Raw genomic sequence first — 12,808 nt, 5'->3', positions numbered from 1 at the left:
TTGTTTTCAGGTACTTCTCTCTTCGCGCTCTCGTCATTCTCAGCATCCCATCACCCAAACCGTATGGCTTTCAAGCCGTTCGAGCCATAAACTGATGTGAATGCCATCCGCCCACGACGTGAGTGGCTTCCACCCGCCAGTGCCCAGGGAGGGACCCTATGGACGAGGAAGAAAAATACACCAACGCCGAGGAGCAGCTGCTCTATCTGCAGCAGCGCCTCGACGATGATGACACCGAAGCGCTAAGCGCGCTGTTTAACGAGCTCGACGCGTGGGACATTGCGCGGCTGCTCGAGTCCTTTCCTGCCAAAACCCGCAATCTGTTATGGGCCTATATTCCCGAGGCGCTGCTCGGTGAGGTGCTGGCGAGTGTTGATGAGGACATTCGCGCCGACTACGTGGAAGACCTGTCGGTCAGCGATATCGAAAATCTCGTCCGGGGGCTGGATGCCCAGGACGTGGCCGAGGTGCTCGAGGTCGCCGACGAAGACGTCAAGACGACCGTTTATGCCAGCCTGGATGACAACATTCGCGCCCAGGTAGAGAACCTGCATGCCTACGAAGAGGACGTCGTGGGCCGCTACATGGATCCGGAAACGGTGAATGTGAAGCAAGGGGTGTCGCTGGAGGCGGTGCAGCGCTATATCCGCATTCATCACCTGCTCGACGAGGAGTCGCAGCAGATCATGGTGACCGATAAGGATAAGCGACTGCTGGGGACGGTGACGCTGATCGATCTGATCAAGCAGCCCCAGGAAGCGATCGTCGATGAGTTCATGGATGACTTCTTCACCCTGAACGATCAGATGAAAATCAGCGATGCCGCGACGCTACTGCGCTCTAAGGAACTCCCCTTCGCGCCGGTGTGCGACAGCGACGGTCTGCTGGTGGGTCAGCTCAACACCGCCGACGTGCTGGAAATCACCCAGGACGACGCGGACATGACGCTGAAACACATGTCCGGGGTCAGCGATGAGGAGGAGGTGTTCACCCCGATCGTGCGCAGTGCCAAAAGCCGCGGCATTTGGCTCGGCATCAACCTGATGACGGCCTTTTTGGCCGCCTTCGTCATCGGCCAGTTCGAGGCGGTGCTGGATCAGATCGTGGCGCTGGCGATTTTGATGCCGGTGGTTGCCAGTATGGGCGGTATTGCCGGCAGCCAAACGCTCACGGTGGTGATACGCGGCTTGGCGCTGGGTCAGCTGGCCGGGAACAACAAGCGCTGGCTCTACAACAAGGAATTATGGGTCGGCATGAGCAACGGCCTGGTCTGGGCGCTGGTGGTCGGTGCGATCTCGTATCTCTGGTTTGGCGAGGTGCTCATCACGCTGGTCATCACGCTGGCGATTTTCATTAACATGAGCCTGGCGAATCTCTCGGGCGTACTGATCCCGCTCATTCTCAAGCGCCTGAGCATCGACCCAGCGCTTTCGGGTGCCGTCATTCTGACCACCGTGACCGACGTGGTGGGCTTTCTATCGTTTCTGGGCCTGGCGACGGTGATCATTCTTTAAGCGATCGCCGTTAATAAGGCGCTCAGGCCCTGCCACGTGCGGGGTCTGATTCGATGTGAACAGGCCGTCTCGGCATGCGTTCCAAGCTGGAATAGGGGCCTGGAAGGCAGTACTGGCATACGAGGCGAGCCGATAGCATATTTATCGTTTTTCAATGGACGCGCGATCCTGGGGTCGCGCTCAACCGTCAAGGCTTTCATGCTCCCCGATTTTTCACTTCTCGCCTGGCTGTTCATCATTTTTTCGGTCTACCTGACCGGCGTTTCCAAGGGCGGGTTTGCCGGCGGCTTTGGTACGCTGTCGGTGCCGCTGATGGCGCTCGTAATCAGCCCGACCCAGGCGGCGGGGCTTTTGCTGCCGCTGCTTCTGGTGATGGACGTGTTCGCGGTGAAAGCGTGGTGGGGCAAGCACGACATGGCGGAAGTGTGGCGCTTTCTGCCGGGGCTTTTCATCGGCGTGGCGGTAGGCACGCTGTTGTTCGGCAGTCTCAGCGATCAGGGCGTGCGGCTGGTGCTGGGGGGATTATCGCTGGTATTCGCGGTGTACATGCTGTTCAAGCCCGTCGCCAAAAAGCCCATTTCGACGCGCTGGGCGCTACCGGCGGCCAGCGTCTGCGGCTTCACAAGTTTCATCGCCCACGCCGGCGCACCCCCGCTCAACGTGTACCTTTTACCGCGCAAGCTTGCCAAGGAGACCTTTATCGCTACCTGCGCGGTGGCCTTCGCCATCGTCAACGCCATCAAACTGGGGCCTTACGTGTGGCTGGGGGAGGTCAACCTGACCAGTGCTTGGGCGTCGCTTTTACTGGTGCCCGTGGCGTGGATAGGCGTGCGTAGCGGACTCTGGCTGCAAAGTCGCGTCAACGACGTACTGTTCTATCGGCTGGTCATCATCGCCATGCTGCTGGTGGGCGCCAATCTGATCGGTCAGGCGCTTGGAGCTTTCTAAATAAGTTTATTCGTTGCTTGGCTCAGGCGCCCAGCCACCGCCGGGCAAACGTATCGCCATCAAGCGGCTCGCCCAGCCAGTCCCCCTGCCCCTGGTGACACCCCATCTCGGTGAGTAGCCGTGCCTGGGCCTCACTTTCGATCCCTTCAGCCAGCGGCTTGATCCCCAGGGTTTTGGCGATATCGATGATGGTTTGGGTGATGGCCCGGTCCTGCGGATTATCGACGATATGACGCACGAACGAGATGTCGATCTTGAGCACGTCCGCGGCAAAGCGGCGCAGGTAGGAGAGCGAGGAGTAGCCGGTGCCGAAATCGTCGATGGCAATGGTATAGCCCGCCTCGCGCAGCGCTTGCGTTGTCAAAACGGCCTGATCCGGGCTGCGCATGACGGCACTTTCCGTCAGCTCCAGACCCAGCGCTTGCGGCGCAACGCCCTGGGTCAATCGCTTCACTTTCTCCAACAGCTGCGGGTTGGCGAACTGCTGAGCGGAGACGTTGACCGACAGGCGCCCCGTCAGCGGTGTGCCCGCACTCGCCCAGGCTTTTAGCTGGGTGGCGGCCTGAGCCAGCACCCACTCACCCAGCAGATTGATCAGCCCACGCTCTTCGGCCAGCGCGATGAATTCGCAAGGATTGATAAAGCCCCACTGGACGTCGTGCCAGCGGCATAGCGCTTCTGCCCCGGCCAGCTCGCCGCTCACAAGATCCAGCTGCGGCTGAAAATAAAGCTCCAGCGTTTGCTCGCTGATGGCCAGCCGTAGCCGCTCGGTGAGTTCCTGGCGGCGCTGGATATCGACACGCAGCGCCGGCTGATAGCGACAGCGCGTCTGGGCCGTGCGCTTGGCGTGATGCAGCGCCAGGGTGGCGGCATTGAAAAGATCGTCAGGCGCCTCGACCGTGTCGGGGTAATGCGCCAGGCCGATATTGACCCCGATCGACAGCGTTAGGTGATCAAGGCATACGGGCTGACACACCGCGTTTTCCAGCTGCAGGGCGGTCGCGTCGAGCGCCTTGCCCTTCGCTTTATCAAAAAGCACCGCAAACTCATTACTCGATAGTCGCGCGATGAACGCTCCAGACGGCGCGGCCGCCTGAAGCCGCCTTGCGACGGCGATCAATAGCTCATCGCCCACCGCGTGACCGTGAAGATCGTTAATCTCACGAAAATCCTTGATATCCAGCAGCACGAGCGACAGGGCATGAACGCGCGCGGCGAAGGCGGCCAAACGCTCCATGAACCTGGCCCGATTGGGTAGGCCCGTAGTGGTATCGATATAGGCCAGATACTCGATGCGACGATGATCGCGTTGACGCTCGAGCTCCGCGGCGGCACCGTTGGAGAGAATTCGCAGCACCGAGGTGGCAAAAGCGTTGGCGCTGAGCGGCGTCTGGTAAAACACCATCATGACACCGATCGCCTCGCCTGCGGCGTTATCGAGCCGCCGCCCGATCCAGGCCTTGGCACAGAGCTCGACCGCTGGCAGCGCCATGGCGCCGCTGTCCTGAACGACCGCCTCCTGGTCGCGCACGACCCGCTCGCAGGGCGAACCGCGAAGACCAAAGGCGTGCGCCGGTAGCGAAATACCTCGCACGACCAGACTTTCCGTGGTGATCCTCGCCCGGCCAATGTGCTCGTCAAGCGCCTGGGCATCAAGCGTTTTAAGGCTCAGCGGCTTATCGAGCAGCGCAATGAAGCCGCCATCCGCCTCCAGCAGCGTAATGAGCGTGGCGATCAGTTGCTGGCAATAGTGCCCGTTCACCCGTGAGGTGACCGACGAGGCGACCTGGACGACCGTGTTTTGTACGCGCTCGAATTCGTGCTGCTCGGTAATATCGCAAATGAAGCCTTCCAGACAAACGGTCGCGCCCTGGATATCGAATACGCCCTGGCCCTGCTCCCATACCCAGCGGTAGCAGCCATCTCGATGGCGAAGCCGGTACACGACCCGGTAGGGGTTACGCGCCTTGAGCGCGTTATAAAGCTCGGTAAATACCCGCTCGCGATCCTCGTCATGAATCAAATGGCCCAGCGTGACGCTCTGACCCGCTTTTAGCGCCTCGATCGAATAGCCAGTCAATGCCCGAGCGCCCAGGCTTACGAGCTGCAGATCACGGCGGCGATTATTGAGACAGCGGTAAGCCATGCCCGGCAGATGGTTAAGCAGCGTGTTCAAACGTCGCTCGCTTTCCCGGGAGAGCCGCTCGCTTTTTTTCAACGCGAGCGCGGTTTTCTGACGCTCGAGCTCCGTCCCCAGCTGGGCCGCGGCGATCATCAGTATGTCGTTTTCGAACGCCCCCCAGGTAATCGCGCGGTTCGCCAGTACTGCCACGAACCCGAGCAGCGCGCTGTTTGAGCCAAACACGGGAAAGCCGACATAGCTTTGCGCGTTGAGCGACGTCAACAGCTCGTCCCGGGGGAAAAGCGTCTGCACCTTTTCCAGATAGTGGCAGGGGGCATGCTCACTGATGGTCTCGCAGGGCGTGCCCTCGAGCGAGTAGGTGAAGTGACTGCTGGATTGTCCCTGTGACCAGAAGGCAAGGGCCTGGGCGCTACGCGCGCCCACATATTCGGCGATCAGCACATGATCCATGTGTAAAAGCTGCGCCAGCTTTTCTGCCATTAAAAGATAAAACCGCCTGGCGTCTTCGCGCCCAAATCCTTTCGCCAGTGGACGAAAAGTCTCTGCCGTCTCATCCTTTTTTTGCATGAGCAAACCCGCCTTTGGAATTAGCGCAGTCGAAACAACGTTTTTACCGTTTAGCCCTGATGATTTCCACTCTATAAATAGGCACTTCACGCACATTGAAAAGGCGTACGAGGCGACGGGAAGCGACTAAAAGTATATGCTTTGGTCAACGAATCATGATAACCGTTTATTGCGCTGAGGCAGTGCGTATGGAGAAAGAATGAAGAGCCACTCGGCGCCGAATCAGTCGCTTTATCAATCCTTGACCGACAAGCTGCCCCGTTTTCTAAGCCGAGCACTACGGCAGACCGCCTCGCTCCCATCGCTTCCGGCCGTGGTGATGCAGGTGCTGGAAATCGCGCGCGCGCCCAATGCCTCGCTCAAGGAGTATGCCGGGGTGATCGAACACGATCCGGCCCTGACGGCGCGCCTGATCGCCGTGGCGAACACCGCGCACCACGTGCGCTCGCCCAACCCCGCCATCACGAGTCTCGAGGCGACGCAGCGGCTGGGCACCGACGCCACGCTTGCCACCGTTTTGAGCTTTGCGCTGTTCAAGGATGAGCAGACCAGCGACATCGCTCTGCCGACCTGGCAGCGAGCGATCGCCTCGGCGGCGATCGCGAGCCAACTTGCACAAAAGTGCTGCCCTGAGCGCCTGGGGCAGGTGTTCACCGCAGCGCTTTTACAGGATATCGGCATTCTGGCACTTCAACTGGCCTACCCCGAAGAGGCAGCGACGCTTTACACCCAGCGTGATCTGTCCCACATGGAATTGGCCAAGGAGGAGCGTCAGCGATTTGGCTGTGATCATACGCTCATCGGTGCCTGGCTTGCGGCCAAGTGGGGGCTTCCAGAGAGCCTGGTTCAGATGATCGACGAAAGCCATGACACTGTTTTCACCGACGACCCGGTGGCGCTGTGCGTGCGCTTTTCCGGGCCGCTGGCAGATGCCTGGCTGTCACCCAACGCGCCTCAATCCTTCTCCACGCTGCTGTTTGAGCTCTCCTCGGCGCAGTCGGAGCACGTCGCCCTGCTTGAATCGCTTTTTCATCGCATGCATCAGCAAATTGAGCTTTTAAGCGACCTTCTCAAACTGGCGGTACCGCTGCCCATCGACAGTCAGGCCGTGCTGAGCGAGGCCAAGCAGCTACTGTTTCAGCACGCGCTGGCCATCAGCGCTCGGCTCGAAGCGCAGCAGCAGCGTTTTCACAAGCTCGAGCAGCAGCATGACGCCCTGCTCGAGCATAGCCGCCTTGATCCTCTGACCCAGCTGGCCAATCGCGCCTGGCTCGAAGAGCAGCTCAAGGAGCGCTTTGCAAAGTGCCGTCAAAAAAAGCGCACCATGTCGGTCGTTTTCATCGATCTTGACCACTTCAAGACGCTCAACGACCGCTACGGCCACCGGGTCGGCGATGAGGTGCTGCAGTGCTTTGGCAAGGCGCTGTTGGCGCTGGTGGATGCCTCCGATGTGGCGGGACGCTACGGTGGTGAAGAGTTCTTGATCATCATGCCCGATGAAACGGCGCAGAGCGCGCTGCGCCTCGCTCAGCGCATCATGACGCTGCTGGAAAAAGAGGCCATGGCCTACCACGATACCAAGCCGCTTTACATCACCGTGTCCATCGGCATCGCCTGCCTGTCAGACGGCGTATTCGAAAGCGAACACGAGCTCATCGCCGCCGCCGATCAAAGCATGTACTACATCAAGCGCTCGGGGCGCAGCGGCGTGTCGATCTACGGCCAGTGATCAAGGCGTTACGCTGACTACCCCGTCATGACACGAGGCAAGTAGAGCGCGATCGCGGGAAACAGATGCATCAGCGCGATGGCCAGCAGCATCAGCAGGAAAAACGGCAGCGTTGCGCGTGTGATCGTGAGAATATCCTTGCCCGTCAGGCTCTGGATCACGAATAGATTGAAGCCTACCGGCGGGGTGATCTGCGACATTTCCACCACGATCACCAGATAGATACCAAACCAGATCAAATCGAACCCGGCTGCGCTGATGACCGGCATGATGATCGATGTCACCAGCAGAATCAACGAGATCCCGTCCAGAAAGCATCCCATTACCAGCAGTAAAAGCGTCAATGCGACCAGTAGCTGCGTCGGTGAGAGGCCCATCTCGCCGATCGCCTGCGCCAGGCGCATGGGGACTTGAGTAAACCCCATCGCCGAGGTCAAGAACGAGGCGCCAGCGATGATGAAGGCGATCATGCACGCCGTACGCACCGCGGCGAACAGCGAATCGGCAAAGATTCGGCGATCGAAATGGCCGTTGATGCGCGCGATGACGATCGAAAGCGTCACGCCCACCGCCGCCGCCTCCGTGGGTGAGGCAAGACCTGCGTAGATCGAGGCGATGATGCCGCCGATCAGCAGTAGAATCGGCATCAGCGCCAGGGTGTTGCGTAGCTTTTGGGAAAGCGGCATATCGGCTTCATCGGCGCCGGTCAACCCGTCCCTGCGCCCCTTGATCAGCGCCCAGAGCACCAGATAGCTCATGAACAGCGCCAGAATCATCAGCCCCGGCCCGATGCCGGCCATGAAGAGCCGCGAAATCGACTGTTCCGTCACGACCCCGTAGACAATCAACACGATGGAAGGCGGAATCAATAGTCCCAGCGTCGAGGCACTGGCGAGTGTGCCGATCGCCATGTGGCTATCGTAGCCGCGCCGTTCGAGTTCCGGCAGCGTCATCTTGCCAACGGTCGCGCAGGTCGCCGCCGAGGAGCCGCAGACGGCGGCGAACAGGCCGCTGCCGATGATGTTGGTATGCAAAAGGCGCCCGGGCAGCCGGTTCAGCCAGGGCGAGAGGCCGCGAAACATGTTGTCGGCAAGCCCGGAGCGAAAGAGGATTTCCCCCATCCAGATGAACATCGGAAGCGCAGTCAAATCCCAGCCGTAACTGGCGCCCCAGAAATCCGAGGCCAGTATCGGGTTAGGGTCGAAGGGGCTGAAAAACGCCAGCGCGATCCAGGCCGTTCCCATGAGCGCAAAGGCCACCCAAACGCCGCTTCCCAGCAGCGCAAAGAGCGTGACCAGCGTTATCAGGCTGAGTGATAGCACGAGCGCGTCTCCCACTCTGTATCGTTCTCGATCATGCGTGCTCGTCGCCTTGAACCTGCCTGGTAGGGTCGTGACAAATGCCAAGCCATGATCAGTGCATCTCGCTGTCGTCAGTGGCCGTCGCCTCGCGAAAGCTTGCCGGGTCACGTACGCCGATGTGCACGGCCATGAGCAGCGCCTCCAGAAGCGCCAGGCACAGAAGTGCTACGCCCAGAATCAGCACGCTTTGGGGTATCCACAGCGGCAGCGACAAAAAGCCCGACGAGACATCGTTGTACTGAAGGCTTTCGCGGGCGAGGCTCACCAGCCCGTAACACAGCATCACGCTGATGATCAGCGCCACGAGCAGCCCAAACACCTCAAACCATACGCGCAGCCGTGAAGGCAGCCGGGCAATCACCAGCGTCACGCGAATGTGTGCGTGGTGGGTGAAGGTGTAGGCCAGCCCTAGAAACGTGGCCCCCACCAGCAGATACGCCGCCATCTCGGAAACGCCGGTAATACTGATGCCGAGCCGACTCTGCCCAACCAGCACCAGCAGCGCATCCAGCAGGCGAAACAGCACCTGAAAGGTGATCAGCGTGCAGATCGCGATCATGCACGCCGCCGCCCCCCAGGCGCCAAGCCGGTAAAGCCTATCGAGTTTGAACACCATCGTAGCGCCTCGTAAAAACGCCGACGCCGGGCACCGGCGTAAAGCTCATGCCTGGCTCGTCGGTTGAGCGACCCGTTCGCTTTCAACGGGTTTGTTCTCGACCGATTTATTCGCGACCGGCCTGTTCACGACCGACCTGTTCACGATAGTCGCTCAGCGCCTGCTCGGCCTCGTCATCCGCCCGTGAGCGCCAATCTTCGAACAGTGCGTCGCCCGCGCGCTGCAGCGCCGCCGAGACCTCTTCATTGGGCGTTGAAACCGCGATGCCGTTCTCCTCGAGCGCTTCGAGGCTCATTTGATTGTCTTCACGGCTCGCCTCCCAGCCCCGCTCTTCGGCCCGGGCCGCCGCGTCCATCAGTGCGCTTTGCGTCTCTTCGTCCAGGCGGTCGAAGCTTCGCTGGCTGATAAACACGATATTTTTCGGCAGCCACAGGTTGGCGTCGGTGTAGTCCGAGACGTAGTCCCAGGCCGTCATGGCGTTGCCCGTCGAACTCGAGGTGATCATCGCATCCACTCGGCCGGTGCTGAAGGCAGTGGGAATGTCCGACTCCTCGGTTTCGGTGGGGCTGCCGCCCAGATTGCTGACGAAGCGCTGGGTATTGATGTTCGGTGCGCGCACCCTGAGTCCTTCGAACTGCGCCGGGTCGGTCAACGGCTCGCTGGTGTAAATCCCCTGAGACGGCCAGGCAACGGCATAGAGCGGAATCAGGCCCTCCTCGGCAAAGAGCTCGGTGATCATCGGCCTGGTTGCCTGCCAAAGCGCAAAGGCCTCATCGTAGCTGCCGGCCACACCGGGCAGCGTATCCACTTCAAAAATCGGGTTATCGTTGGAGAGCACCGACAGGAAAACTTCGCCGGCATCGATGGTGCCGCGACGCACCGACGGTTTGATCTCGCCGTGGGCCACCAGCGAACCGCCGCTATGAACGGTGATTGTCAGCTCACCGTCGGTTGTTTCGGCGACATCCTTGGCAAACTGTTTGGTGTTTTGGGTATGGAAGCTGGCATCGCCGTAAGGCGTCGCCATGGTCCACTGCGCCGCCTGTACACTCGAGGCGAAGGCGCAAGCAGATATCAGCAGCAGCGATTGGGTGGCACGAATACGCATGGAGAGTTCCTCTTGTTCCCTATCGGGTCGTTGTTTTTGAAGCAGACACTCGAATGTGAATGCGCTATCGATGCAACATCAAGGCCAAACAGCACTGCCGTCTGGCAGCTCGCTTGCATCGCGCCATAAAACGCACCAAAGGGTTCGAAAACCCTCGTCAAAATCCTCGTCGATTCCATGGCGGTGAATATCGCGGCTCAAGCGGGCAGCCCGGTTTTCTCAGTGTAGGCGCTAATATCGTGCGTTATTTCAACGCTTCGCACCGCTGGCCAGCATTGTCCGGCGTTTCAATACGATAGCATTCGCAGAAAAATGGCTGGCAATCAAAAAAGCCTCTCCCCTATATTGGAAAGACGTCCAAAACGGCATTCACTGCCTTCAACACCGCGACAGGAGACATCATGGCCCTCCCCCTGCTCAACTGCGACATGGGCGAAAGTTTCGGCAACTGGCGCCTGGGGCTGGACGCCGAGGTGATGCCTTTCGTGGACTGCGCCAACATCGCCTGCGGCTACCACGCTTCTGATCCCCACGTGATGCGCCGCACCGTGGCGCTGGCCGCCGAGCATGGCGTGCGCATTGGCGCGCATCCGGGCTATCCGGACCTGATGGGATTCGGGCGGCGCTCCATGGCCTGCTCGCCCGCCGAGGTCGAGGACATGATTCTCTACCAGGCAGGGGCGCTAGCCGGCATCTGCCGCGCCGAAGGTGCCGAGCTTGCCTATATCAAACCCCATGGCGCGATGTACAACGACATGGCCGCCAACCTCGCGCTTCTCGAAGGCGCGCTTCGCGCCGCGAAAGCCTTCGACGCGACGCTCCCGTTCATGGTGATGTCTACCGCCGATACCCGGGGTCAGCGCGAGCTCGCCGAACGAATGGGCGTGACACTCTGGTTCGAAACGTTTGCCGACCGCGCCTACGAGGCCAACGGCCATCTCGCCTCGCGCCGTCTGGAAGGCGCCGTGCATCACGACCGCGCGACCATCGTCGCTCAGGCCACGGCGCTTGCCAGGGGTGAGCCCTTGACCGCCCGCGACGGCACCTCGCTCACGCTTGCCTGCGATACGCTCTGCGTACACGGTGACAACCCGGAATCCGTGGCCGCGGTGCGGGCCATTCGCGAGGCCTTCAACGCGTTGGAGTCGGTGTGAGGCCGCGTCTTGAAACCGCCGCCATGGACGCCATCACCGTGCGTCTTTTCGAGACCATCGATGAAGACAACATGGCGTGGATCATGGCGGCGGATAGCGCTCTGCGCCAGGCAATGGGCGGCGCTCTGATCGACCTCACGCCCTCCTACACGACGCTGCTGGTTCACTACGACTGCCGACGGCTGTCATTTGCCGACGCGCGCAAGGCCATCGAAAAGGCGCTGACCGATCTGGCACCGGCGGAGTCCCAAAACGGCACGCTTCACGAGATCCCGGTCTGGTACGACGAAAGCGTCGGCCCGGAACTTCCCCTCGTGGCGCAGCGCGCCGGGCTAGAGGTGGACGCGCTCATCGAGCGTCACTGCGCTCATGACTACTGCGTTTTTGCGCTGGGCTTCGCGCCGGGCTACGGCTTCATGGGGCTGGTGGACGAAGCGCTCGCCACACCGCGGCTGAAGACCCCGCGTCAGCGGGTGGCGGCGGGCAGTGTCGGCATCGCCGAGCGCCAAACCGCTATCTACCCGCTACGCTCCCCCGGCGGCTGGAACATACTGGGCCGCACCGCGGTGCCGCTGTTCGAGTACGCCAAAAAGGGCGAGCCGCTTTTACGCCCCGGCGACAAGGTGCGCTTCAAGGCCGTCACACGCGCCGAGTTCGAAGCCGCCGGCGGCGACAGCACCCCATTGGAGGAGCGCCCGTGAGCAACAACGCGAACCACCAGGGCGTGATCGTACGCCAGGCAGGGCCGCTCGCGCTGATACAGGATACCGGACGCTTCGGCGTCAGCCACCTGGGCGTGACCCAGGGCGGTGCCGCCGACTGGATCTCCTATCGCTGGGCCAACTGGCTGCTCGGCAACGCCCCGGACAGCGCCGCGCTCGAAATCGTGCTGGGGGGCAACCTGACACTCGAGGCCGAAAAAGAGGTGACGCTGGCGCTCGTCGGTGCTGACCTGGACGCGCGCCTCGACGACGCGCCGCTCGCGCCCAACGCCTGCTTTCAGCTTCGCGCCGGCCAGCGCCTGGTCTTTCGTCAGCCAAAAACCGGACTACGCGCCTATCTCGCCTTTCCCGGCGGGCTCGATGCCCCCGAGATTCTCGGCAGCCGCGCCTGTACCGTGCGCGAACAGATGGGCGGGCTCCTGGATGACGGCAAGCCCTTGAAAACGGGCGACCGATTGACCTGGCACGGCGCCGGGGTCGCCTCGCGCGCACTGCCCTCGAAGGCAGTGCTGCCGGTGAATACCCCCGGGCCGCTTTCCCTGGTGCTCGGCGCTCAGGCCTCGCACTTCGCTGGCCAAAGCCTCTTTCACACCTTTAACCAGCGCTGGAGCGTGGATGATCGCGCCGACCGCATGGGCATCCGCCTGACCGGCACGCCGCTTTTGAGCGGACCTTCCGGTATCGTTTCCGAAGGGATTCCGCTGGGCGCGATCCAGGTGCCTCCGGACGGCCAGCCGATCGTGCTGATGAACGACCGCCAGACCATCGGGGGCTATCCGCGCATCGGCGCGCTCACCCCCAGCGCCTGCGCGCGCCTGGCCCAGTGCCTGCCCGGCACCGAGGTACGGCTTCGACCAATCACTGCCACTCAAGCGCAGATGATTCACCGGCGCCAGCTCGGCGTTTGGGACTAACCCCGGGTGAACCGTTCACGTTAAGTTAAAGC

General features: G+C 61.3%; 10 protein-coding genes. 6 read left to right on the top strand and 4 right to left on the bottom strand.

The annotated features are described in order from the left end of the window. Positions 1 to 158 precede the first annotated feature (158 nt). Both mgtE and RN347_RS01735 read left to right on the top strand, forming a co-directional pair. Positions 159 to 1,514: a magnesium transporter gene (gene mgtE, locus RN347_RS01740; RefSeq protein WP_263585335.1), complete on the top strand. Its 1,356-nt coding sequence runs from the start codon at positions 159 to 161 to the stop codon at positions 1,512 to 1,514. A 198-nt stretch (positions 1,515 to 1,712) separates the two neighbouring features. After that, positions 1,713 to 2,462 (top strand): sulfite exporter TauE/SafE family protein, encoded by a 750-nt coding sequence (locus RN347_RS01735; protein WP_311959659.1) that lies wholly within the window; start codon positions 1,713 to 1,715, stop codon positions 2,460 to 2,462. A 22-nt stretch (positions 2,463 to 2,484) separates the two neighbouring features. Here the strand turns inward: RN347_RS01735 and RN347_RS01730 are convergent, their stop codons facing one another. Next, a complete protein-coding gene (locus RN347_RS01730) occupies positions 2,485 to 5,085 on the bottom strand; it encodes an EAL domain-containing protein (protein ID WP_311959657.1) in 2,601 nt (866 codons plus the stop codon). 286 nt (positions 5,086 to 5,371) lie between these two features. Here RN347_RS01730 and RN347_RS01725 point away from each other — a divergent pair, with 286 nt between their 5' ends. Then, positions 5,372 to 6,901 carry a diguanylate cyclase gene (locus RN347_RS01725; protein WP_311959655.1) on the top strand — a complete coding sequence of 510 codons (1,530 nt, stop codon included), beginning with the start codon at positions 5,372 to 5,374 and terminating at the stop codon, positions 6,899 to 6,901. A 17-nt stretch (positions 6,902 to 6,918) separates the two neighbouring features. Here the strand turns inward: RN347_RS01725 and RN347_RS01720 are convergent, their stop codons facing one another. From RN347_RS01720 to RN347_RS01710, 3 genes are all read right to left on the bottom strand, one after another. Then, complete coding sequence (locus RN347_RS01720) at positions 6,919 to 8,223, bottom strand: TRAP transporter large permease subunit (protein ID WP_311959653.1); 1,305 nt, start codon at positions 8,221 to 8,223, stop codon at positions 6,919 to 6,921. Positions 8,224 to 8,314: 91 nt separating this feature from the next. Next, positions 8,315 to 8,878: a TRAP transporter small permease gene (locus RN347_RS01715; RefSeq protein ID WP_263585340.1), complete on the bottom strand. Its 564-nt coding sequence runs from the start codon at positions 8,876 to 8,878 to the stop codon at positions 8,315 to 8,317. Between the two features lie 106 nt (positions 8,879 to 8,984). Continuing rightward, positions 8,985 to 9,986, bottom strand: coding sequence for a TRAP transporter substrate-binding protein (locus RN347_RS01710; RefSeq protein WP_311959650.1), 1,002 nt, complete (start codon positions 9,984 to 9,986; stop codon positions 8,985 to 8,987). Between the two features lie 401 nt (positions 9,987 to 10,387). Between RN347_RS01710 and RN347_RS01705 the strand changes: the two genes are divergently transcribed. From RN347_RS01705 to RN347_RS01695, 3 genes are read left to right on the top strand one after another with little or no spacing between them, the layout of a single operon-like run. Continuing rightward, positions 10,388 to 11,140 (top strand): 5-oxoprolinase subunit PxpA, encoded by a 753-nt coding sequence (locus RN347_RS01705; protein WP_263585342.1) that lies wholly within the window; start codon positions 10,388 to 10,390, stop codon positions 11,138 to 11,140. Then, positions 11,137 to 11,841: an allophanate hydrolase subunit 1 gene (locus RN347_RS01700; protein ID WP_311959647.1), complete on the top strand. Its 705-nt coding sequence runs from the start codon at positions 11,137 to 11,139 to the stop codon at positions 11,839 to 11,841. Before RN347_RS01705 ends, RN347_RS01700 begins: the two co-directional genes overlap by 4 nt. Next, positions 11,838 to 12,776: a biotin-dependent carboxyltransferase family protein gene (locus RN347_RS01695; RefSeq protein WP_311959645.1), complete on the top strand. Its 939-nt coding sequence runs from the start codon at positions 11,838 to 11,840 to the stop codon at positions 12,774 to 12,776. The genes RN347_RS01700 and RN347_RS01695 overlap by 4 nt, the downstream gene beginning before the upstream one ends. Positions 12,777 to 12,808: the final 32 nt, after the last annotated feature.

It is taken from the genome of Halomonas sp. PAMB 3264 (genome assembly GCF_031954245.1).
In the GTDB taxonomy this organism is placed as follows: Bacteria; Pseudomonadota; Gammaproteobacteria; order Pseudomonadales; family Halomonadaceae; genus Vreelandella.
Note: the sequence above shows the minus strand (reverse complement) of the source record. Positions and strands in the feature narration are given on the sequence as shown.

What these genes read in the sequence shown, in the direction of transcription:
- mgtE (WP_263585335.1), top strand. Translation starts at nt 159, where the DNA reads ATGGACGAGGAAGAAAAATACACCAACGCCGAGGAGCAGCTGCTCTAT.
- RN347_RS01735 (WP_311959659.1), top strand. Translation starts at nt 1,713, where the DNA reads ATGCTCCCCGATTTTTCACTTCTCGCCTGGCTGTTCATCATTTTTTCG.
- RN347_RS01730 (WP_311959657.1), bottom strand. Translation starts at nt 5,085, where the DNA reads ATGGCAGAAAAGCTGGCGCAGCTTTTACACATGGATCATGTGCTGATC.
- RN347_RS01725 (WP_311959655.1), top strand. Translation starts at nt 5,372, where the DNA reads ATGAAGAGCCACTCGGCGCCGAATCAGTCGCTTTATCAATCCTTGACC.
- RN347_RS01715 (WP_263585340.1), bottom strand. Translation starts at nt 8,878, where the DNA reads ATGGTGTTCAAACTCGATAGGCTTTACCGGCTTGGCGCCTGGGGGGCG.
- RN347_RS01710 (WP_311959650.1), bottom strand. Translation starts at nt 9,986, where the DNA reads ATGCGTATTCGTGCCACCCAATCGCTGCTGCTGATATCTGCTTGCGCC.
- RN347_RS01705 (WP_263585342.1), top strand. Translation starts at nt 10,388, where the DNA reads ATGGCCCTCCCCCTGCTCAACTGCGACATGGGCGAAAGTTTCGGCAAC.